This is a genomic window from Flavobacterium sp. UBA7680 (assembly GCF_002482975.1).
Lineage (GTDB): Bacteria > Bacteroidota > Bacteroidia > Flavobacteriales > Flavobacteriaceae > Flavobacterium.
Genome location: NZ_DLHA01000014.1, coordinates 13,661 through 36,356 on the forward strand (window position 1 = coordinate 13,661; position 22,696 = coordinate 36,356).

Annotated in this window: 18 protein-coding genes and 1 pseudogene; 11 read left to right on the forward strand and 8 right to left on the reverse strand. The window is 32.6% G+C overall.

The features are described from left to right. Nucleotides 1–405 precede the first annotated feature (405 nt). Nucleotides 406–663, reverse strand: coding sequence for a helix-turn-helix domain-containing protein (locus tag B3C18_RS02130; protein WP_291141619.1), 258 nt, complete (start codon nucleotides 661–663; stop codon nucleotides 406–408). Nucleotides 664–1,123: 460 nt separating this feature from the next. On the opposite strand from B3C18_RS02130, the gene B3C18_RS02135 reads away from it, so the two are divergent. The 4 genes and pseudogenes from B3C18_RS02135 to B3C18_RS02150 form a co-directional block, all read left to right on the forward strand. Continuing rightward, a complete protein-coding gene (locus tag B3C18_RS02135) occupies nucleotides 1,124–1,246 on the forward strand; it encodes a hypothetical protein (protein ID WP_291141623.1) in 123 nt (40 codons plus the stop codon). 148 nt (nucleotides 1,247–1,394) lie between these two features. Continuing rightward, nucleotides 1,395–1,652 (forward strand): hypothetical protein, encoded by a 258-nt coding sequence (locus tag B3C18_RS02140; protein ID WP_291141626.1) that lies wholly within the window; start codon nucleotides 1,395–1,397, stop codon nucleotides 1,650–1,652. A 2-nt stretch (nucleotides 1,653–1,654) separates the two neighbouring features. Then, nucleotides 1,655–1,786, forward strand: a complete 132-nt coding sequence (locus B3C18_RS02145) for a hypothetical protein (protein ID WP_291141630.1) — start codon at nucleotides 1,655–1,657, stop codon at nucleotides 1,784–1,786. A 9-nt stretch (nucleotides 1,787–1,795) separates the two neighbouring features. After that, nucleotides 1,796–2,023 (forward strand): annotated as a pseudogene (locus tag B3C18_RS02150) (transposase); the annotation flags it as partial. A gap of 616 nt (nucleotides 2,024–2,639) precedes the next feature. Here the strand turns inward: B3C18_RS02150 and B3C18_RS02155 are convergent. The 4 genes from B3C18_RS02155 to B3C18_RS02170 all read right to left on the reverse strand — a co-directional run bounded on the left by B3C18_RS02155 (nucleotide 2,640) and on the right by B3C18_RS02170 (nucleotide 8,621). Further along, entirely contained in the window at nucleotides 2,640–4,295 is a 1,656-nt protein-coding gene (locus tag B3C18_RS02155) for a S41 family peptidase (protein ID WP_291141632.1), read from the reverse strand. Beyond that, on the reverse strand, nucleotides 4,292–7,147 hold the full coding sequence (locus tag B3C18_RS02160) for a lantibiotic dehydratase (protein ID WP_291141635.1): 2,856 nt from the start codon (nucleotides 7,145–7,147) through the stop codon (nucleotides 4,292–4,294). Before B3C18_RS02160 ends, B3C18_RS02155 begins: the two co-directional genes overlap by 4 nt. A 48-nt stretch (nucleotides 7,148–7,195) precedes the next feature. Then, nucleotides 7,196–8,347, reverse strand: coding sequence for a lanthionine synthetase LanC family protein (locus B3C18_RS02165; RefSeq protein ID WP_291141638.1), 1,152 nt, complete (start codon nucleotides 8,345–8,347; stop codon nucleotides 7,196–7,198). Nucleotides 8,348–8,450: 103 nt separating this feature from the next. Then, entirely contained in the window at nucleotides 8,451–8,621 is a 171-nt protein-coding gene (locus B3C18_RS02170; RefSeq protein ID WP_291141641.1) for a hypothetical protein, read from the reverse strand. A gap of 258 nt (nucleotides 8,622–8,879) precedes the next feature. Here B3C18_RS02170 and B3C18_RS02175 point away from each other — a divergent pair, with 258 nt between their 5' ends. Next, on the forward strand, nucleotides 8,880–9,257 hold the full coding sequence (locus B3C18_RS02175; protein WP_291141644.1) for a helix-turn-helix domain-containing protein: 378 nt from the start codon (nucleotides 8,880–8,882) through the stop codon (nucleotides 9,255–9,257). Nucleotides 9,258–9,954: 697 nt separating this feature from the next. Continuing rightward, the gene (locus tag B3C18_RS02180) at nucleotides 9,955–11,445 is read left to right on the forward strand and encodes a DUF1254 domain-containing protein (RefSeq protein ID WP_291141647.1); all 1,491 of its coding nucleotides are present in this window, start codon (nucleotides 9,955–9,957) and stop codon (nucleotides 11,443–11,445) included. 67 nt (nucleotides 11,446–11,512) lie between these two features. On the opposite strand, the gene B3C18_RS02185 is transcribed toward B3C18_RS02180, so the two are convergent. Both B3C18_RS02185 and dinD read right to left on the reverse strand, forming a co-directional pair. Further along, complete coding sequence (locus B3C18_RS02185) at nucleotides 11,513–11,953, reverse strand: hypothetical protein (RefSeq protein ID WP_286969005.1); 441 nt, start codon at nucleotides 11,951–11,953, stop codon at nucleotides 11,513–11,515. A gap of 37 nt (nucleotides 11,954–11,990) precedes the next feature. Then, the gene (gene dinD, locus B3C18_RS02190; RefSeq protein ID WP_291141660.1) at nucleotides 11,991–12,860 is read right to left on the reverse strand and encodes a DNA damage-inducible protein D; all 870 of its coding nucleotides are present in this window, start codon (nucleotides 12,858–12,860) and stop codon (nucleotides 11,991–11,993) included. A 234-nt stretch (nucleotides 12,861–13,094) separates the two neighbouring features. On the opposite strand from dinD, the gene ppsA reads away from it, so the two are divergent. The 5 genes from ppsA to B3C18_RS02215 all read left to right on the forward strand — a co-directional run bounded on the left by ppsA (nucleotide 13,095) and on the right by B3C18_RS02215 (nucleotide 20,193). Then, nucleotides 13,095–15,500, forward strand: coding sequence for a phosphoenolpyruvate synthase (ppsA, locus tag B3C18_RS02195; protein WP_291141663.1), 2,406 nt, complete (start codon nucleotides 13,095–13,097; stop codon nucleotides 15,498–15,500). A gap of 115 nt (nucleotides 15,501–15,615) precedes the next feature. Then, nucleotides 15,616–16,806 (forward strand): PAS domain-containing sensor histidine kinase, encoded by a 1,191-nt coding sequence (locus tag B3C18_RS02200; protein ID WP_291141667.1) that lies wholly within the window; start codon nucleotides 15,616–15,618, stop codon nucleotides 16,804–16,806. Then, nucleotides 16,799–17,848, forward strand: a complete 1,050-nt coding sequence (locus B3C18_RS02205) for a response regulator (protein ID WP_291141670.1) — start codon at nucleotides 16,799–16,801, stop codon at nucleotides 17,846–17,848. Before B3C18_RS02200 ends, B3C18_RS02205 begins: the two co-directional genes overlap by 8 nt. A 157-nt stretch (nucleotides 17,849–18,005) precedes the next feature. Next, entirely contained in the window at nucleotides 18,006–18,836 is an 831-nt protein-coding gene (locus tag B3C18_RS02210) for a restriction endonuclease (protein ID WP_291141675.1), read from the forward strand. Nucleotide 18,837: 1 nt separating this feature from the next. Then, the gene (locus tag B3C18_RS02215) at nucleotides 18,838–20,193 is read left to right on the forward strand and encodes an MBL fold metallo-hydrolase (protein WP_291141679.1); all 1,356 of its coding nucleotides are present in this window, start codon (nucleotides 18,838–18,840) and stop codon (nucleotides 20,191–20,193) included. Nucleotides 20,194–20,201: 8 nt separating this feature from the next. On the opposite strand, the gene B3C18_RS02220 is transcribed toward B3C18_RS02215, so the two are convergent. Next, on the reverse strand, nucleotides 20,202–22,694 hold the full coding sequence (locus B3C18_RS02220; RefSeq protein WP_291141681.1) for a cation-translocating P-type ATPase: 2,493 nt from the start codon (nucleotides 22,692–22,694) through the stop codon (nucleotides 20,202–20,204). Nucleotides 22,695–22,696 lie beyond the last annotated feature (2 nt).

Sequence of the window (22,696 nt, forward strand, 5' to 3'; positions counted from 1 at the left end):
GGTAAGTCATTATAAATGAGACCTATTCGGCGACCCTTTTTGGGCGAGTACCTGGAAACACCAATAAAACCAACGAATTAAGGAATAGGTAGGTCGTCCTGCCACCCCGACTAAAGAGCCTTCCAAAGGCAGTCAAAACCCCTTAAATCGTATGATTTAAGGGGTTTTTCTTTTTATTCAACTCCAAAATATTCAAGTTATATCAAAGAAAATGGGACCTATTCGGCTACCCCTTTTCTTTTTTTATCTTTAGGTCCCAAAATTCAATTTAATGTTTTAATAGTCAGTCATAAAAGTTTTCACAGAATAACGGAAAGTTGAAGTTTTTTAAGTTACTTGAAATAATTTCTTTCAAAACCATTTTTATTACACAATATCTTAAAAGACTATAAGGTCATTTTAAAATTATTTATCATTCAAAATCTTTTCGATATCCGAATATTTATAATACATAAGTCCTCCAATCTTTGTATATGCCAGTGTACCATTTATTCGGAGGTTCTGCAAAGTTCCTGCGGAAATATTTAATAATTTTCGGACTTCAGAAGATTTTAGCCATTCATTTTTCTGCTGGGACTGAGGCTGAATGAATTGCTTTAAATCATTCAAAAGAAGATTTCTGAATTCATTTAAGTCTTCACGGGTGATAAGATCGATTAACATAATTATATAATTTTTAGATTGTTACAATACAAAATTATACAGTTTTGAGAATTTTGATTCATAATCAGCAGCAAGTTTCTACGCCACTTACTTTAATTCCCTCCTTTTGACCTTAAAATTATTACATAAATACGATTTTAAGTTTCGCATCCCAATTACCTCAAAAGCTACTTCAAGTAATTACCATTTGACCATTTATAAATTCAAGCCAATTTAGTTCTTAATGTTTATTAAAACTTTTTCTAGGAAGATAAAATATCGAATTAGTTATAATTTCAATTTAGGTGCAGAATCGGTGCAACTAGTTTCATAAATATTATAAAAAACTGTTAAACAACCACTTGAAGCCTTAAGTTCGAAACATTACTAAAGTCCAACAATTCTGTCGACAGGGTCGGCAGAATTTATTTTCCATATTCAAATGTTTTCAAAATTAGATTATATTCATTAAATTAGCAGTATGGATAAAGAAGCAGAATTAGGACTCGATTTTATAATTGACAAATTAACAAACTCAATAGAAAACGTGATTACCGGAGATAGTTTTCAGACTAAAATTTCTATTCTCAAAATTCTGATTTAAAGTCTTTAACAAAGAAAAATGGCTGGCTTTCTAATTGGAATGAAGAATTTAAAAATCCAATTAGAGATGTTTATAAACTTACAATTTTTGGAAATTCAAAAATAATTCAAGGTCTTCAAGCTTAGAAGTTAAGTCAGATCATGTCTATATGCATCTTGTTGAAAGTGCTCCATTCAATAAAGGACAAACAAAGGTTTATGCTGATGTAGCTGGTAATCTAGCTGCTTATGCTTGTAAATTATCTTTTCAGCGGGGTCACGATGGAAATGTTTCTTTTCTTTCAAAATCGCAATTAGCTGATCATTATGAAAAAACACTTGGAGAATTCCATTTCGGTGGTAGAATTATGATAATTGAAACAAAATCAGCTTTGAAATTAATCAATAAATATTTTCAAAATAAATAATTATGAAAACTAAAAAATTAGATTTAGATATAGACAGTATTGGTGGACTAAGTTCTCTAACATTAGCTGAAGTAAAAGCTTTAAGCGATTTTTTTCAAAAGAAAAAACTAACAAAAAAAACTGAGAAAAAATAAAATAACCCAAAGCATAGCATGAGCCGAAAAGCAAACTGCTATGATAACGCGATAGCAGAAAGCTTCTTCAAGACATTAAAGGTAGAACTGGTATACCAAAATAAATATAAGACTAAAGAGAAAGCAGAAAAATCAATAACCGATTATATCGAGAACTTTTACAACACCTGCAGAAGACATTCTGCACTCGGAAACTTAACCATCGAAGAGTTTCAGAATCAGCAGGCAATTAAATAATAGCTTTTCTTAGTATGCTAGAGTTAAACTGGGTGCACAATCGATGCATTTAGACTTAACAAGAACTGATAATACTGTATTAAAACAATTTGAAGGCTCAAGTTCGAAATATTACTACATCAATTTTCTGAAGTACACTGAATGAATACCTTTTTTTGAGAAGTACACAATAGCTCTACAATAAAGGATTTAAAACATAAATTCAGTACCTATAAGCTCCACATGATAAGAGAAAAATGCTTTAAAAATTATCACTTCAAGTTTTGTGGAATTTATCTTGGCTTTCACAAATGTTTATTCCCTCCAAATTATCATCATATACATTAATTACCTTGAAGGACCGTTGCACATACAACTCTTTTTCTCTTCAACCGCTGTATTGGATGTTGTCTTTTTTAGAGAACTTAAAAAATTATATACATTTTCAGATTTTGCGAATCTCTTGATTATAAGTTTTAGCGAACTGCCATAAAATCAAAATCTTAATTTTAATGATACTCATTGTGTTTAAAGTTGCATTATCTATCCGCTACTTTAAAGTCCATTTTTACCATAATTAAGGGTTCATTTTTGCACTCTTATCGTATTTCCAATTCTCGTTTGCATATTCAAAATTTTACTTATTATCTTTAATGTAGAGAATTGCTCGATCCAGCACTTCATCTTTTCCTTGTTGTATACCTAAAACAGTACGTTTTACAACTATATCAGGAACGATTCCAATTCTTTGAGTTTCTTTACCGTCGGGGTAGTAAACACCTATTCCTGAAAAAGGCGCATCGTAATCTTTAATAAAATCGATATGACTGGTGTTGCCATCTGCTCCCGCTGTTTGACTGCCAATTACTTTAGCATCATCTGCTGTTTGAAAACACATTGTTGCCCATTCAGACTGACTTAATGAATTCTCATCTACTAATATAATTACTTTACCTTTGTAATTGTTTTTATTTTCTGTACCGCAAATATCTAATTCTTTCATCCAATAAAATTTACCTGGATAACTGAGATCAGGGATTGTGTATTTAGCAAAAGGTTTTGGGCTTGAATTTAGAAATTTAGAAATTTCAAAATTAGCCCCCTTAGGATAGTTCCTGGAATCTAAAATTATGGCTTGTGTGTCACGTAACTTATCGATCATTAGAGAAACTTCAGATATTTTGAGTTTGCCCATATTTACATAACCTATATTATCTTCTAGCACATAGTATTTTTCCTTTTTCGATTTTTTAAATTCATTACTATGTGATATATTATAGTCAAAACATTCAATTCTTTTGCTGCTGGTAATTTTGTTGCGCGTGACCTCTACATCTATAAAATCATTATAACCAGAAGAAATTTCAGAAACCAGATTTAGAAGATATGCTGATTCATTTGAAGCACTTATATATGGCCTTTCGTTTCTAATAATTTTAGCAATAGTTTTTCCATCAACTTTGTTAATCAAATCACCAATCTTAATATCATAATGTTCGGCTAATGTATCACTTAAAATTTCTGTCACCACCATTTTTTGATCCAGAATAACACATTTCATGGGAAGAAATTTTCTCATTTTCCCAATATTTTTAGACATTGTATAATAAAATGATGAATGAGTATCATTTATACGGACAACTAATTTTAGCATTGCTAATTTAAAATCGTCTTCATTCTTAACATTTAAAAAATTAGGCAATATGTCTTCAAGAGTTTTGCCCCAATTGTTATCCATCAAATATTTATAGGGGTAGAAATATTCAATAATATTCCAATATCGAAAAAGAGCTAATAAACGCAGATTCTTATTATTCCACTGAAAATCAATAGAGTTTTCATTCATTAAAAATATATTTCCCGCTTCAGTGTTTCCAACATAATATGGCACCCCTTGATATCTATTAACTTCTATGAATTTAAGCTTTTGAGAAAGATCTTTAGAGAATAGTTCATTTTGAACTATCCAAGATAAATCAAAATTACGATCATAATAAATAACATCCTTCGAAGGAACAATATTCATTTCCTTAACCATTCCTAATGAATCTATCCAGTTTTCAATAATTTTTGAGAATTCAGGTGCGGTTTTCGCCTTATCTATCTGAGGTAAAATTTCTACAAGCTCATTATCCCATTGTTTGCTTCCATCGGCCACATTTGGATGGTAATACTTTAAAAAGCCCCAAACTTTAGCTGTCACCACTAACTTTTTAATTTCACTTACATTGTTTTGAGAATATCCTATCTGCAGAAACAGGATAAATAAAAGTAATTTTAACTTTCTCATCATCCTTTTTTTGTAAATTTTATTTGATTTAAAAAAGACTTTGTCAAATAATAGGTCCTAAATTCATTAAACCTTTGATTATCTTCAAAATGTCTATTCATACTCATATGAATCAAAATTGACACATAATTTTTCTTTGCAGATTTATCGTCTAGCTCTCTTTCAATACTCTTTTTTATCTTTTCATTATTTAGGTAATTGAAGAAGTGAAATTCATTAATAAGAAATTTAATGGTTAGGAATTCTTTATTAAATGACTTTCTTAAATCTGAAGTCAGATCAAATTCATTTTGAAACATATTAATTGAATCTTCGCAATAGTCAATCATTTCATCCAACGAAAAATCAAAGATTTCGAGATAACTTTTTATTTTTAATATCGCCATCATTTTAATTAAATCATCATTTAATTCTCCGTTAATTATAGTCATTAAAACATTTAAACTATCTAGATTAAATATATCTTCTGCTGCTTCCATTAACCTGATGCCTCCATACCTATGTATTTCCTGGTCGTAAAGCGATATATGATAATTACTGATAAGATTTATATTTTTCAACTCATGTATTTTACCGATTATATCTTCTTTATTTTTTTGGGAATTAGTCTTAAATCGTAACCTAAGGCATTTATCGGGATTGTAATAATTTACAAAAAAGAATTGATCAACTTTTAGATTTGCAAGAATCTCATTATGGACATATTTTAAAATATCTTTATTTGAGTATGAATTTGTAAACGCTTCTACATATAACCAATCAGAAACTATAGGAATATTTAAATTATTATTTGCAATTTCCTCAATATCTCCATAAGGAACTATTTGTCTGAAGTAGCTAGTATTTTTTACACCCACTGCCAGTTCATGCGAGTAATTGGAATTGCCTTTATCATTAACAATAGGATTAAAAAATTCATATAATGACTCGGATATATAGACGAGCTTAATTGCTTTGATCTTTTCATAGAGAACCTTTAGATCATCTTCATCTTCTGTATCAAGTACAAGAATCCCTTGTCTTTCCACAATATTAATCAATATTGAGAAATTATGTTGTTTGATCTTTCCTAATACATACTTTATAAACTCGGCAAATGTATAATCTTTATCTACCAGCAATATTTGTGCGGGAGAAAGTAGCACATTCTCTTCCATGTAAATTCTAGGAACATAAGGCTTGAAATAACTATATGAATTAAAATTAAAAATAACCCCATATATTTCCTGATTGTAGTATTCAAAATCACATAAAAATCTATATATCTCTGAATCAGAAAGAATAGGATTTAATGCAGAAGTTATTTTAGGCAAAATTTCCTTTTTATGCTTTTGAGATACAAGTCTTATTTCTCCTCCATTTAAATGGACAAATATATCGGAAAGCAATATGGCGTTTTCGTCATCAAATGATGTATTGATTGGAATAGAGAAGTCATAGAATTGTTTTTTAGCAGTTACGTTTATACTTCTAAAGGTACCAATACAGTTAATGTCCGCTAAAATTTTTTCACAATTCATTTCTTTCTCGAAATCAACAATTTCTTGGCAAATACTATCTGTAATATCACTAAACCGTGCAATTAAATTCAAAGCTGAACTAGAACCTAATGATTTTATATATAATATTTTTGCATTTGTTTTTTTACAAATTAATCCTTCAGCCATAACACTGAATGAAGCAGGCAGCTTATTTGTCTTTTTTTCTTTATTCGAATTTATGGGCAAATTCAAATAAATATCATCTTCTGACTCTGCTAAAATCTTTTGCAGGACTTCTTTATCTAATTCTAAATCATAAGATTCTACCAGTGATGTATATGTTAATCCTGAATATGGATTAAAAATTTTACTTATTGGTATAAATCCGTCATTATAACGCTCACCTATTTTGCCAATAAATTTTTTTAAAGTGTCATTTCTATAAGAAGTATGGGAGTTATATTGAATAGTAAAATCAATATAGCGTCCTATTTTTTCTTTAAAATCAAAATCTAAAGTCCCCCCTTCTTTATCGTATGTATTGACTGCGTGCGAGTACCTACCCTCATTATTTTCAAATTTAAAAAAGCTGTCTTGTTCACCTAAGTATTGCTGAGAAAATTTTTTAATTTCATTTGATCCTTCTAGTATAAAAAAATCTTTTCTCACCAATTTAGAATGTAAGTATATATTTTCTTTTGATAATTTTTCCGCATAAGGATAAAAAAGAAAATATTCAATAATCAATCCGCAGTCTACTACATTTTTCAAGTAAGATTTCACCTCATCTATTTCAAAACCCTCTAAAATTATCTCATTTAAAACATCTTGAAGAACTGTAAGTTTTTTAAATCTATTTACTAACCACTCTAAATCACTATCATAATCAATTTCAACATGCTGCTGCTCCACCTTATCACCATTATGTATATCTGATTTGAAAAAACTTATTTTTGACTTGTTTAAAAAATGTATTGAGGGATTAATGCAATACAATTTTTCTAACCACTCATTTCCAGAAATCGAATTTAAATGATTTGACAAAAACAAGCTGTCATACTTCACATTTAATGCAAGTACCTTTTCATTTTTTATTACGGTTGAATTTCCCCACTTAACAGTTCCAACACTATTGAAAACACCAAATGGCGTAGGATTAAAATGTGCCCTGATAAAATATTTAGACAGCGATTTTTTAATTTTATCATCCTTGCTTTTAGTAACATCTTCATATAATGTTCTGGATGAGATTAAAATGGAGAGTCTAAATAACTCATTAGTTTTAAAAAAATTGATTTTGTCCTTTCTATTCTCTTCGTATGATTGAATCGAAAAATTTGCAACTCGTTTTACTATATTATCAAAAAAAATCATATGCTGTATTGGATTACTCTATTTGTTTTATTTATGGTTAATAAACTATTAATGCAAATTAAATATGTCCAGCCATTGGAATGAACTCTGTTTCTTTAAAGTCAGCACTCCCATACCCAAACCTGCTAAACCATTTAAAAGGTTAACCTCTTTCATATATGATCCATCATAATACGTTAAAAATTCATTAAATTTTTTAGTTTGTTGATCTAAAATTCCACTCCACTCATTAATCGAATCACTAAAATTTATACTCATATTAGATGAAGCCAAATCATACTGAAGAATTATGCCTATAGAACCATGACAAAACGTATAATCTTTTACTCCTGAATCATCAGATAATATACGAGTTACATTGTTAACTAATTCAACAGCTTCATACCTTATCGAATTGTCGTTAAAATAGAGACCTAAGTTAAATAATGCGTTAGATATCCCTAAATCTCCTTGACACCAACTTACGATAGGCTCTATTTGAAGATCCGTTTCTAAAATAATCAAATTAGGATAAAATTGTTTTGAACTGCTATGTACCCTTTTATAATTCATTAAGAAATCTGAAATTATATACAATGGTTTTTTGATATCTAGTTTCAATTCCTTAAAATTTCTTTTTAAATCAATTAAAAAATTTATATATCCAGCAGCCCCATGAGCTAAACCTAAATAATAACAGTGCTGATCAGTAAACACAGGTTCTCTTACAACATCTTCAAACTTTGCATTAATTTTTTCAATAAACTCATGCGAAAATTTATATAGAATTTCAATTACTAAATCGTTCTTTTTTGTTTTGTAACGCTCTAAAAAATATTTAGCAATACCCATTGCGCCATGTAAATAATCATATTTATTTTCAGATGCTAACTCATCAAGTTCACATTGCAGAAATAAATCAATATTTGTAAAATACTCTTCATTAACATCAATAAAATTATTTTTTATTCTTAAAAGCATTAATCCATATCCTGCAATTCCGCTACAAAGAGTCGCTGACGTATGCTCTTCATGTATTAACGTATTAATTTTATCAATAATTATTAATAATTTATTTTTATAATCTTCATTTTTAAAAACTTCATAAAGATTATAATAAAATAGAGCTATACCTGACAACCCATCCATAATACCAATTTTATTTTCATCAGGTACTAATTGCCATATATTACTCTCTATTTTAAGTATCACTTCATCCATATTATAAAAACTTTTTATTAATCCAAAAGCAATGATTTATAGTAATTATAAAGAGTAATCTTCATAAATTATGAAAATCACTCTTTATAATTGTGTTACTTGTTTAATTGGTTGTACAGTTCCAAGCCTTTGAAGTACACTTTACTGGCCAAGTTGAAGCTTGATTACATACTCCAGAAGTTTGAGATTTCCCTTGATCTCCCCCCCTTGTTTTTTCTAATTCACTTTTACTTAGTTTTTTTACTGTCAGATTTTTTAATTCTAGTTTTTTCATAATTTTAAAAATTTAGATTAATAATGAGCGTAAAGTAAAAACTAAAAGCGCGTCTATCTATTCATTAGTTAAATATAAAATTCCTAAACTAAATAAAATATTACAAATAAGAATATAAAATACTCCTTTTAGTATATATTATATTTCTTACGAGCATTTTACGAAAATTATAAAATACTTTTCCTTGAAATAAAAGAAGATTAAGATTTTTAATACATTTACAAAAATTAGATCTAAATTAAAATTCTTTAAAATTTTATGAATATAGGTGAGTTAATTAGAAAATTACGACTAACAAAGGACATTAAAGCTGTAGTTATTTATGAAAAGTTAGGAATAAGCCAATCTACCTATTCAAAAATTGAAAACAATAAGTATAAAATTGATATCAAAACTTTAAAAGAAATATCTAGTATTTTATCTACTGACTTAACTACATTAATTGGAGAAGAGAAAGAAGCAAAGATTGATGAAATCAGGAAAAATGATATAGAAAAGGATGTAAATGTTTTCAAATTGATAAAATCTTTAGAGACACAATCAGAATTATTAAGAGAGCAAAATAGTTTCTTAAAAAATGAGATTAATAATAAAAATAAAGAAATTAATCAGTTAAAGCGAAAATTAGCAAAATAAACAATGGTTTCTTATAAAAATATTCATTATATTTTAAAGATATAAATCCTCTAAAAATTGAATCTAAATAGGCATTTGAGTAATTATTTCTCATCTTTGTCCTGTCACATCTGTCGTATAAAATGGAAAGAAAATACGCTTTATAATTTACATTGAACTTCATATCTTTTCTGCAAAAAGGATAAGGCGGTTTTCAAAAATATTTATATCTTGATTTGAATTATAATGGTAAAAAAGCATAACTGAATATTTGGACTTGATACCTTTTTTGCTACAAAATTTAAGACGGTTTTTAACGATATTCACAAGTATAAAGTTTTGTGGCAGAATCGTGGCACATCGGTATTTGGAAAAATGAAAAGCCAGCTAAATAAAGGTCTAAGAAGCTTAGGTTCGAAACTTTTAGAGTTCAAATATTTCAACAAATTGACCGGATACTTAGCAGGGATAATTTATATATTACTTTTCAATCATTATAATTTTGCATTTCAATTTACAATACAATTAGTAACTCTTATAATTGTATAGAATGTAAATTCCAAGTATTGAAATCTTTTTTGGTTTCATCTTATAATTTGAAACCACTTTAGAATGTTTTTCAAATATTAAAATTTTGCAATTTTATAATTTTATCCTTATCAAATTTGAAGATATACAGTAACTACAATTGTATGGTATTAATTTAAGTTTTTATGTCATGATAATCAAACGAACCTTAATCAAATCCTTATTTTTTTTTCTGACAATTTCTCCTTTGTTTGCCCAGAAATACAAAACAGATGTACCTGCATCACTAGTGATTCCTAACAAGATAGAATCTCGTATTGGAACATTGAACTTTAAAGATGGTTTTCCTGATGATAAAACCGTTGAAAAAGTCTATGATAACCTCGATTTTAGCAGGGCTCTTATCGCTTTTATGAATACCATGCCCGGAGCCTCGCAGGTAGCACAACGTAAAGGTATTCGTGAATTTGGACCTGATAATGGTACCGTTATTATTTTTGAAAACTTAATGGATTCAAGATCGCTTTTTTTAACAGCAAATACAGAGAGCATGTACGCCCTTGGCTGGCTAAACTTAAAAGACGGACCTGTTGTGGTAGAATCTCCTCCCAATACCCTTGGACTAGTGGATGATTTTTGGTTTCATTATGTAACAGATCTTGGACTTGCGGGACCAGATAAGGGAAAAGGCGGGAAATTTATTTTTGTACCGCCAGGTTACAAAGGTAAAATTCCAACAGGTTATTTTGTATTTAAACCCAAGACCTATAATCTTTTATTTGGAACCAGAGGATTTGTAGTCAATGGTGATACAAAATCAACTGCAGAGAACATTAAGAAAAACTTGCGCATATATCCACTTTCAAAAGCTGTCAATCCGTCCAAAACGAATTTTGTCAATGTATCGGGAAAATCTTTCAGCACCATCCACTCTATGGATTATAATTTCTTCAAAGAAATTAACGAAGTAGTTCAGGAAGAGTCAAACGACGCCATGGATTCCGAAACCTTGGGACTGCTGGCTTCGATCGGTATTGAAAAAGGAAAACCTTTTAACCCTGATGAAAGAATGAAAAAAATACTCACTGAAGCGGCTTCGGTAGGTAATGCCACGGCAAGAGCCAATGCTTACCGTTCGCGCCTGACAGATTCTTTCTTTTTCCCAAACAGTGCCTGGGGTACCTGTTTTATAGGAGGCAGTTATCTTTTTGAACATGAAGGGGTCCGTATGCTCGATGCTCGCTCTTATATGTTTTTCTATGCCACAGGAATCACCCCTGCTATGGCTATCCAAAAAGTGGGTGCCGGTTCAGCATATGCTGCCGCATTTGTCGATGCCCAAAAGAAACCCTTTGACGGCGGTAAGACTTATCACCTGCATTTACCTCCTAATATTCCGGCAAAACAGTTTTGGTCAGTAGTTTTGTATGACAATCAGACTCGATCTATGCTTCAGACCGATCAGCAGTTTCCGAGTATCAGCAGTCAGAAAAAAGAAACTCAGGTGAATGCTGACGGTTCTGTAGATTTGTACTTTGGACCTAAATCACCTGCAGGAAAAGAAAATAACTGGGTACAAACAATACCAGATAAAGGATGGAGCATTATCCTGCGTCTTTACGGTCCGCAGCAGTCATGGTTTGATAAGACTTGGAAACCCGGAGAAATTGAAGAAATATAATAATTTGTTAAGACGAGGAAGTTCCCTTCTATTAATTTCTAATTTAAAATATTTTTGATAATTCACATTATTTCAACTCTTTTAATGCATCTTCCAGTTTATATTTTTCTCGAACATAATCTTCCTCTAATGAGTCAATAGTCTGTTGTAAAGATGGATCATAGTGCTTAATATCCCCTGCAAATTGTTTAGTAAATTTTACTTTTTCCTTTAATAGGTTAAGTTGCTTCTGAGCGTCTTCTATGCACGTATTCATGTATTCCCGCTCGTCTTGAGGGTGCAATTCTACTTGCTCTCTCTGCTGATCAATAATCTGTTGTGACGATTTAATGATACTGTCTGATTCTTTGTTCAATGCAAACCACTTTCTCAGAAGATTATCATTAATACCAGAGACCTCATCTAAATCTGTCTCTAAGCCATTTTCATTTGAACTCGTCCAATCTTTTTGCTGGCAGCAATATAACAGTATAGCAATACCAGCCAGTATGTAAAACTTTGTTTTCATATAATTTCTTATTTAATTTCTCTTGTGATATTTTCAATTACAAAACAGTTTTATTCTTACTGCTTTTTCTGGTTTTCAATTCTTTGTCTTTGTTGTTTGCCAATTTGATAGTACTAGCAACAGGGAAATTTTCTGGTAAAATCGAAATTGTTTCTTCAATTACTTTACGAGTTTTTAATCCAACAGCAAAATGAATACTATTGGCTTCAACAATATCATTGACTTTGTCGTTTTTGAGCTTTTCTGTGGTTTGAGTAACACGAAATAAATTCACTGCCAATTCTGTATTTTCCATATGGTCGAGAATGTTTTCATCAGGATTAAGACCTCTAATCTCGCGTATGGCTTTTACATCCAGACCTCCATAAAGTCCTCTATATCCATGGTTTTGAAAAAAGGCATAATCTGCAGGAGTAACAATACCAGCTTTTCGTGCGGCTCCTGCTAGCTGAAGATTTCTCTTAGCTAGTTCTTTACGAAGAAAATATCTTCGCTCTTTTACTATTTTAAAATTTTTACTTTTTTGCTGTTGGTTCAATTCCTGCAGACGAGCTTGTGTTGCAAAATAGGCTTGTCCAAGCGCTACCGGTTTTAAAGCAGGATCTGCATTTTGAATTATAAGATAACAGCCATATCGTGATAATTTTGCATCACCCCCATTCCTTTGTAAATCACTCTCAACTGATTTTATTGCACTAAAATCTTTAAAATGTAATGCTGTCTCCTGACCTGTATTAATACAGGAAGCCTTTGCCTTATCCAGCACTTCAATAAATGAACTATACCTGGAATACCCTAGCAATTTTGCAAGATCCTTGGCACTCCAATACTCATTGCCAGCCTTATCTGTTTTTTTGAGTTTCTCAAATATCGATATGCTTTTGCTTTGTGATTTATTTGCTTTCATTGTACTTTTTATTTAAAATCTGAGATTATTTTCTAAACTTATTTTAAATCATCTTAGCTAGACTCTAAGACAGCAAATATCATTTAATATTTTAAGCAGAAAAATGATTTGTATCACCTTATAAAAAAACTATAAATATCAAAAGATGATCACAATCATTTTTAATTTTTACGTGTCCAACTATCTTTAAAATAAATTAAAAGCCATAAAAAGAGAGATTTAAAAGAAATGAAAATGGAAAAATATATTTTAAAGTTTAGTGAGATCGGAATTAACGATATTAATAAAGTAGGTGGCAAAAATGCTTCTCTGGGAGAGATGTACAATAATCTTAGTCCTCATGGTATTAGAGTTTCCAATGGTTTTGCCATAACAACAACTGCCTACAAAGATTTTATAGAATACAATCATTTAAGTTTTGCTCTAAACGAATTAATGCAACTTTTGGATAAGAAAGACTTTATCAACTTAACTGAAATTGGTGAGAAAGCGAGAAAGCTGCTACTTGATGCAAAATTTCCCTTAGATCTTCAAACCGAAATTTCAGACGCCTACTCCTGTTTATGTGAAGACAAAGATCTGGCAGTTGCCGTTAGAAGCAGTGCCACTGCAGAAGATCTTGTCAATGCAAGCTTTGCTGGACAACACGATTCATTTCTAAATATTAAAGGTACAATGCCGCTGATTTATGCCGTAAAATGCTGTTTTGCATCACTCTATACAGACAGAGCCATTAAATACAGATTTGACAAAGGTTTTGATCACGACAAAATATTTCTTTCTGTTGGTATTCAGCAAATGGTCCGCTCTGATTTAGCTTGTTCCGGTATCGGATTTACACTGGAACCCGAATCGGGATTCCTTGATGTGATTCATATTGCAGGGACCTGGGGTCTAGGTGAAACAATCGTACAAGGTATCGTAACTCCTGATGAATTTCTTGTATTTAAAAGATCCATTAAAAACAATAAAAAGGCTATTTTGCAGAAAAATCTCGGAGCAAAAAATAAGATGCTCATTTACAATGATAATTCTTCCGGTATTAATTCAACTGTTCTAAAAATTACGCCCCGAAAATGGTGCAACAAATTTGTCCTTGACGACTCCGAAATTGAAAAACTCGCCAGATGGGCCCTTATTATAGAAGAACATTATAATAAACCAATGGATTTTGAATGGGCGAAGGATGGCTTAAATGGAGAGCTTTATATTATTCAGGCCAGACCAGAAACGGTACATTCCCTCGTAAAACCACTATCAATTACTACTTATAAATTAGAAAAAAAAGGAGTAGCACTTGTTCAGGGCGAGGCTGTTGGAAACCGTATAATTTGTGGTACTGCAAGAATTCTTGTATCGCCAAAAGACGCTTCAAAACTCCAAAGTGGAGAAATTCTGGTTACTAATTTTACCAGCCCGGATTGGGATCCTATCCTAAAAAAAGTGGCTGGAATCATTACCAATAAAGGCGGACGAACAAGTCATGCCTCTATAGTAGCCAGAGAAATGGAAACACCAGCCATTGTGGGAACCGGTAATGCCACTGAAATTATTAAAGATGGGGATCTTATTACCCTGAGCTGTGCAGAAGGAAAAACCGGTTATGTCTATAAAGGCAAATTAAAATACCTGCAAACAACTGTGCCACTCAACAAAATAAAGCTCCCTCAAAAACCAAAAGTACAGCTGATAGTTTCTGAACCCGAGAAAGCATTTGATTTATCATTTTATCCAAATGATGGCGTAGGCTTACTCAGACTTGAATTTATTATAAGCCACAACGTGAAGATACATCCCATGGCGCTCATTCATCCGGAAAAAGTACTTGATGCTGATCAAAGTTTAGCGATAGCAGCACTCACACAAAATTATAGTAGTAAGCCAAATTACCTCATCGAAAAACTCTCACAAGGTGTAGCCACAATAGCGGCAGCCTTTTATCCCAAAGAAGTCATCGTCAGAATGAGTGATTTTAAAAGCAATGAATATTCTCAACTTCTCGGAGGCTCTTTTTTTGAGCCTCACGAAGAAAATCCAATGCTTGGTTTTCGTGGCGCTTGCCGTTATTATCATGAAAAATATCGCGAAGGATTCCGACTTGAATGTGAAGCGATGAAAATAGTTCGGGATGAAATGGGACTTACCAATGTAAAACTCATGATTCCATTTTGTCGTACGCCCGAAGAAGGAAAAAAAGTGATCGCTCTAATGGAAGAATACGGTTTAAAACAGCGTAATAATGGCCTTGAAATATATGTCATGGCAGAGCTTCCATCAAACATATTACTGGCTCAAGAGTTTGCTGAAATTTTTGATGGTTTTTCTATCGGTTCCAATGATCTAACACAGCTTACTTTAGGCATCGACAGAGATTCTGAATTAATTGCAGATCTTTTTGATGAACAAAATCCAGCTTCAAAACAATTCATACTCCAAATGATAAATACCGCTGTGAAAATGGGTAAGAAAATTGGCCTTTGCGGACAGGCGCCAAGTGATTCAGCAGATTTTACAAAATTTTTAGTTATGGCAGGAATCGATAGTATTTCTTTTAATGCTGATGCTCTAATAAATGGTATTAAAAATATCAATACATCAACACTTTCTCTAAAGTTCAAAAGAGGTGCTTCTATACATTAAGAGAACTTTTTGAATCATAAATTAAAGAATGAAACCAGTAGATAAAATCAACAAGACAAAACATTGATTATCAAAAACATTTACCGAAATTTGTTTAAAAAAAATCGATTGCAAAATGAAAAACCAGGCACTTTTAAATGCAATTATTGAAAATGCAATCGATGGCATAATCACAATTAACGAAAGAGGAATTGTTGAATCTATTAATCCTTCTGCATGCCGTCTTTTTCTGTATAATCCTGATGAAGTTATTGGCAAAAACATTTCACTTTTAATGCCTTCTCCAGATAGAGAAAAACACGATTCTTATATACAAAACTATAAATCTTCTGGAATTCCGCATATTATTGGACATGACAGGGATGTGCTTGGGAGGAAAAAAGACGGAAACATATTTCCTTTTAGGCTTGGAGTAAGTGAAGTTAAATTTGAGGGAGAAAGAATTTTTGCAGGTTTCATTCATGATATGAGTCACCAAAAAGAAGCAGAAAACCGTTTAATGCAATACACTCAGCATTTAGAAGAACTAGTAAAAGACCGTACGCAGACGTTAAACGAAACCATTGAAGCCCTAACCGCCACACAAGAAGAAGTGAGTAACACCCTCGAAAAAGAAAAAGAACTCAACAAAATTAAAAGCCGACTATTATCTATGGCATCTCACGAATTTAGAACACCGTTGAGCACCATTCAACTCTCCACTGCCCTACTGCAGCGTTATGTAGAAAATATAGATAATCCAAAAATTGAAACCCATATTCGAAAAATCAAAAGCGCCATTGCAAATCTTACTGCAATTTTGAATGATTTTTTACTTCTTGAAAAAGCAGAATCGAATAAAATCACTTTGGAAATATCAACTTTTAATCTGCAGGATTTTCTCAAAGAAATTATAGGAGAACTAAAACTCCTTACAAAAAAGAAACAAAAGATAATTAACCTGCCAAATACTGAAATTACATTGGTAAAACTAGACAAAAACCTACTCAAAAATTGTATTATTAATCTCGTATCCAATGCCATAAAATATTCTGGAGAAGAAACCGAAATCGAACTATCAACTTCTATAACTGATACAATAGTAATCATCAATGTAAAAGATAACGGCATTGGTATTCCCGAGGAAGATCATAAACATTTGTTTGAAGCTTTTTTCAGGGCCCATAATACAGGAACTATCCCTGGAACCGGTTTGGGACTCCACATTGTTTCACGCTATGTATCATTGATGAACGGTACTATTTCATTTAAAAGCACCGTTGATAAAGGAACTTTATTTACCATTGAACTGCCTCGTTATGACTAAAATACTTATTATTGAAGACAATGACAATATTAGAGAAAATATTGTTGAAATACTTGAACTTTCTGGATATGAGGTCTTTGCGTCAGCTAATGGAAAAACAGGAGTTGAAACGGCGTTAAAAATGTTACCTGATCTTATACTATGTGATATTATGATGCCTGAACTTGACGGATATGGCGTTTTACATATTCTTCATAAACATCCTGAAACACAAGCAACACCTATTATATTTTTGACTGCCAAAGCGGAAAGAGCCGATATTCGTAAAGGAATGGAACTGGGAGTTGATGATTATCTTACCAAGCCATTTGATGATATTGAGCTCCTTAAGGCAATAGAAGCCAGATTGAAGAAAAAAGAACTGCAACAACTTTTTTATGGACAGAGTGCTGAAAACCTCAACGCAGTTATTTCTAAAGAAGACGGACTCGTAAAACTAAAAGAAATCATGCTTGATCGCAGCACCCGACATTATAAAAAAAATCAATATATTCATTACGAAGGCGATCATGTACTAGGAATCTATTATATCATAAGCGGAAAAGTTAAGACGGTAAAACTTACTCAGGAAGGACGTGAACTTATTACAGGTGTTTATAAAGAAAATGATTATCTGGATATTAGTATATTGTTTTCGAATGATACGTATAACGATACGACTATCGCACTCGAAGAAACGGTTTTAAGTTTTTTGCCAACAGAACAGCTTGATAAACTTCTTTTTCTGTATCCTGATGTAGGTGCCAAATTCATTAAAATTCTCGCAAATGATATGCGGGAAAAAGAAGAACGATTACTCCAGATTGCTTATATGTCAGTGCGAAAAAGAATTGCCCAAGGTATTGTACACCTGCTAAAGCAACACAGCTCTAATGGAACCAGTATTAAATTTTCTAGAGATGATCTGGCAGCTTTTTCCGGAACTTCACCTGAAACTGTAAGCCGTACTTTAAGCGATTTTAAAGAAGAAGGGTTAATCGAAAAGACTTCCAGTACGATACATATCCTTAATTTAGAAAAACTAAGCAGAATAAAAAACTAAAAACTCAATTTATGATGAAGATCATTTTCGCAAATGATTTTCATCATCTGGCCGCAACATAATCTACTGTAATTTTGGTTGCACTATTTCATAAAACAAAATCTATCTGATCTGTTTTTTCGAACTAGTCTAAAATTTCTAGTAAAAAAGTTGAATAATGAAAGTAATTAAACACTCAGGTCATGTTGTCCCGTTCGACATCGAAAAATTAAAACTTTCTCTTCAAAAATCTGGAGCTGATGCTGATCTTATCGGGGAATGCCTTGTACAGATACAAAATCAAATGTATGAAGGCATAACTACCAAGCAAATATATAAGATGGCATTTGCGATCTTAAAAAAAGCGTCAAACGGACATGCCGCGCGATATAACCTGCGCTACGCATTGCAAATGCTTGGTCCGGCAGGTTTTTTCTTTGAAAAATTTATATCCAGACTTTATGCCGCCGAAGGTTACAAAACAAGAACAAATCTAACCCTGCAGGGAAAATGTGTATCGCATGAAGTAGATGTGGCACTGAAAAAAGAAAACAAGCTGTCGATGGTTGAATGTAAATTTCATAGCAGCAGAGAAGGAGCTTCAGATGTAAAAGTACCAATGTATATTCTGTCCCGATTTAATGATCTCAAAGCTAAACAGCATACTATTTTTAGCGGAAGCGAAAACATAGATTCCTGTATAATAGTAACAAACAACCGATTTACTAAAGATGCTGAAACTTTTGCCATTTGCAGTGGAATAACTCTTTTAAGCTGGGATTATCCTAAAAATAACAGCATTAAAAATAAAATAGATAAAGGAGGACTTTACCCGATTACATGTCTCACAACGCTGTCAATGGTCGAAAAAGAAAAATTGCTTATTCTCGATCAAATACTTGTAAAAGATCTAATTAATGATTCGAAAAGTCTTCATAAAATAGGAATTAGTGAAAATCGGATCAGAAATGTATTAAAAGAAGCTTCACAAATTTGTAAACTTATTTAAGATGAAAATAAAATTTATTGGAGGCGCCGGAACCGTAACAGGCTCAAAGACACTCATAGAAAGTAATGGTATTAGAATATTGATTGATTGTGGACTTTTTCAAGGCCTAAAAGCGCTCAGAGAACTTAACTGGGAACCGTTGCCAGTTTTGCCTTCTACAATAGATTATGTGTTACTTACACACGGTCACCTGGATCATTGCGGATGGCTTCCAAGGCTGGTTGCACAAGGATTCACGGGCAAAATATATTGCACCTCTCCTACTAAAGATGTGGCAAAACTTGTTCTTTTAGACAGTGCTAAAATTCAGGAAGAAGAAGCCAATAAGGCCAACAAAGAGCATTATTCCAAACATGAAAAAGCAGAACCTCTTTATACTTTAGAGCAGGCTGAAGCTGTTTTTCCCCATTTTAAAATCGTGCAGCCCGACATTGCAACAGATATTGCTCCAGATATTACTGCTGCTTATACTGGTGCAGGACATATCATTGGTGCCTGTACTATTACGCTGCATCTCGAAGGCAAAACTTTGGTTTTCTCAGGTGATATAGGACGTGACGATGATGTATTGATGTTTCCGCCAACAAAACCCATACTGGCAGATTATCTCTTTTTAGAAAGTACTTATGGTAACCGCCTTCATCCTGATCTGGATGCAAAAAAAGAGCTTGAAAACTATATCAACACCACTATAGAACAAAAAGGAACTGTTATTATTCCAGGATTTGCCGTTGAAAGAGCACAATCCATAATGTATTTGATATGGCAACTTAAAACAGAGGGCAGAATTCCAAATGTTCCTTATATTCTGGATACACCGATGGGTGCCAGTGTCCTGGATATTTTTTTACAGAATATGCAATGGCACAAACTCTCTGCTAATGACTGTCATGAAATGTGCAAAATGTTTAAAATAGTTTCTGAATACGAACAGACTATGCGAATCATTGAAGATCCTCAGCCGAAGGTAATCATTGCTGCTAGCGGAATGGCCACAGGAGGTCGAGTATTATCCTATTTCGAGCATTATATAGGCCTGGAGAAAACTACTGTTGTAATGGTAGGCTATCAGGCAGAGGGCACTCGTGGAAGAAGACTTCTTGAAGGTGCCGATGAAATTAAAATATATGGAAACTACTACAACGTTGAAGCTAAAATAGTTCAGATTGAAGGACTCTCTGCTCACGGAGATCAGGAAGATCTTGTAAACTGGCTTTCAGCTCTTAAAAATGTTCCCAAATGCATTTACTTAGTACATGGAGAAAATCTTCCGGCAGATGAACTTCGAATTAAAATTCAGGATAGATATGGTTTTAAGTGTAGTGTTCCGATCATAGGAAGCGAAATAGAAATCTAGAAGATTTTTCATTTCCTTCTAAAATATTTTGGAACCTCAAACCATAATACGGATACTGATCCTGCCAATACACATACAATAAGCTGAAAAACTGTAGGCATTTCAAAATTAAATAAAGAACGTAAAAAAGGTACTGCAAATAATAGTATAACCAAAAGCACCGTAATGCCTATTAAAAGCGAAACCATAAAATTTTTATAGTGAACTGTTACCCATAATGAATAATAAAAAGATCGGTTTACCAGTGTGAGTAGAACATTAGCCGAAATCAAAGTCAAAAAAACCAAACTTCGCGTGCTGTCTTCATTCCATTGATTATACACTGACCACTGATATATTCCTAATACTCCTATGGTAATAACAACTCCCTGCAAAATACTTGTTATCAATTCTTTTACCTTAAAAAAAGTAGACGTTAATGCTCTTGGTCCTCTTTGCATGGTATCGGCTTCAGTAGGTTCATTCTCATAGAGTATTGAACAGGTTGGTCCCATAATTAGTTCTAGCAGAATTACATGGAGCGGACTGAAAATATTGGGATAAATCCATCCTAAAGCAAGTGGAATAAAAACGATCAGAATTATAGGTATATGTATTGATATAATATATTGAATTGCCTTTTTCAGATTCGTATAAATTCTTCTTCCCATTGCTACTGCATCTACCATTTTAGAAAGATCATCTTCCACCAGAATCAACGAAGCAGCATCTTTCGCTATAGCTGTTCCTTTTTTTCCCATGGCAATACCTATGTGAGCTGCTTTAAGTGAAGGTCCGTCATTTACACCGTCACCGGTCATGGCTACAATTTGTCCATTTGCTTTGAGAGCGCTTACAATTCTTAGTTTGGCTTCGGGAAACATTCGGCTAAACAAATTGATATCCGTTACTTTACTTTGTAATTCTGAATCACTCAACTTCATTAGCTCATCGCCTGTAATGGCTTTATCAAATCCCTTAAAACCGATCTGCTGAGCAATTGCGTTTGTTGTACGGGCATTATCTCCTGTAATAATCTTCACCCCAATTCCTGCTTTATAAAAAGACTGTAATACCTCTGAAATATTATCCTTAGGCGGATCATAAAAAGCAACTAAGCCTTTAAATATAAATGGAATTTCCTGCTGTTTTTCAGGATAATTATTTCCTTCCAAAGAGCCTTGAGCAACTCCAAGAACCCTGTATCCTTTTCCGGTTAGTTTATCCATAGCCAATAGGACAATTTCTCTGGTTTCGTTTGTAAGATGGCAAACTTCAAAAATTGCTTCAGGTGCTCCTTTTGCAGCAATAATTCGATTTCCTCCATCATCTTCAAAAATATGAGTCATCATGGGCGGCCTACCTGATAACGGATATTCATGAATCATTTTAAAGTTGGCAGTCAAATCTTTAGCTGTAAACTTTTTATACGTGTTATGCAGAGCAATTTCCATCGGATCAAAAGGTATGGGTTCACTAGCCCACATCGCCGTTGTTATAAGGTCCTCAGTTTCTTTTATTTCTTCAAAAGTAGTAATGTCTGCCTCAAGCCCTGATGGGAGATAAAGGCTTGCCAATTCCATTTTATTCTGCGTTATAGTTCCCGTTTTATCTGTACAGATAATGGTGGCACTGCCCAGTGTTTCAACTGTTTTCATTTGTTTGACTACGATGCCCATTTTCATTAACCGGCGCGCTCCCAATGCCATAAATGTTGTAAACGCAACCGGAATCTCTTCTGGTAATATACTCATGGCCAAAGTAAGCGCTACCAAAAGACTTCCCAAAACATTACCCAATCTGGCATAATTGATAGCCCAAACCAGAATAAAAACTACGACTCCGACAAAAACCATTTTTTTTATAAAATTCCCGATTTGAAGTTCTAAAGGCGTCTTTTCTTCAGCAATAGCTTCCAGGCTGCTTCCTATTTTACCTAACCTTGTTTCGTTGCCAATTTCTGTTACTTTAATAATAGCCAGTCCACTGACAATGGTAGTTCCCGAAAACACTTTATTATCTTCTTTATCTTTATCTTTAAAAACACTCATCGATTCACCGGTAAGTATCGATTCGTTTACCGAAAAATCATTTGAACGCAGGATAACACCATCAGCAGGAACCAATCCTCCTTCTTCCACCATTACCAGATCACCAACAACAATATCTTGTGTTTTAATATTTTGCTGTTTACCCTCACGAATAACTTTGCACAAAGGTTCTATGAATTCCTGTAATTTTGCCAAAGCATTTTGGCTTCTCTTTTCCTGATAAAGCGATATTGCTGCAATTAACAAAATTGAAGCGGTAAGAAATACTGCGTCGCTATATTGCTTATTGACAAAGTAAATTGCGGCCGCAACGAGTAATAAAAGAATCATGGGTTCTGCAAAAATGCTTTTTAGAAAAGCTACGAACCTGTTCTCTTTTTTGTAATTATACTTATTGATTCCATATTTTGCTCTAAAGTCAAGTACTTCTTCAATATTTAGTCCCTGTAATTCTTGTTCCTTATTATTCATAG

Coding starts and splice junctions, on each gene's coding strand:
- B3C18_RS02130 (WP_291141619.1), bottom strand. CDS start 663: ATGTTAATCGATCTTATCACCCGTGAAGACTTAAATGAATTCAGAAAT.
- B3C18_RS02135 (WP_291141623.1), top strand. CDS start 1,124: ATGGATAAAGAAGCAGAATTAGGACTCGATTTTATAATTGACAAATTA.
- B3C18_RS02140 (WP_291141626.1), top strand. CDS start 1,395: ATGCATCTTGTTGAAAGTGCTCCATTCAATAAAGGACAAACAAAGGTT.
- B3C18_RS02145 (WP_291141630.1), top strand. CDS start 1,655: ATGAAAACTAAAAAATTAGATTTAGATATAGACAGTATTGGTGGACTA.
- B3C18_RS02155 (WP_291141632.1), bottom strand. CDS start 4,295: ATGATGAGAAAGTTAAAATTACTTTTATTTATCCTGTTTCTGCAGATA.
- B3C18_RS02160 (WP_291141635.1), bottom strand. CDS start 7,147: ATGATTTTTTTTGATAATATAGTAAAACGAGTTGCAAATTTTTCGATT.
- B3C18_RS02165 (WP_291141638.1), bottom strand. CDS start 8,347: ATGGATGAAGTGATACTTAAAATAGAGAGTAATATATGGCAATTAGTA.
- B3C18_RS02170 (WP_291141641.1), bottom strand. CDS start 8,621: ATGAAAAAACTAGAATTAAAAAATCTGACAGTAAAAAAACTAAGTAAA.
- B3C18_RS02175 (WP_291141644.1), top strand. CDS start 8,880: ATGAATATAGGTGAGTTAATTAGAAAATTACGACTAACAAAGGACATT.
- B3C18_RS02180 (WP_291141647.1), top strand. CDS start 9,955: ATGATAATCAAACGAACCTTAATCAAATCCTTATTTTTTTTTCTGACA.
- B3C18_RS02185 (WP_286969005.1), bottom strand. CDS start 11,953: ATGAAAACAAAGTTTTACATACTGGCTGGTATTGCTATACTGTTATAT.
- dinD (WP_291141660.1), bottom strand. CDS start 12,860: ATGAAAGCAAATAAATCACAAAGCAAAAGCATATCGATATTTGAGAAA.
- ppsA (WP_291141663.1), top strand. CDS start 13,095: ATGGAAAAATATATTTTAAAGTTTAGTGAGATCGGAATTAACGATATT.
- B3C18_RS02200 (WP_291141667.1), top strand. CDS start 15,616: ATGAAAAACCAGGCACTTTTAAATGCAATTATTGAAAATGCAATCGAT.
- B3C18_RS02205 (WP_291141670.1), top strand. CDS start 16,799: ATGACTAAAATACTTATTATTGAAGACAATGACAATATTAGAGAAAAT.
- B3C18_RS02210 (WP_291141675.1), top strand. CDS start 18,006: ATGAAAGTAATTAAACACTCAGGTCATGTTGTCCCGTTCGACATCGAA.
- B3C18_RS02215 (WP_291141679.1), top strand. CDS start 18,838: ATGAAAATAAAATTTATTGGAGGCGCCGGAACCGTAACAGGCTCAAAG.
- B3C18_RS02220 (WP_291141681.1), bottom strand. CDS start 22,694: ATGAATAATAAGGAACAAGAATTACAGGGACTAAATATTGAAGAAGTA.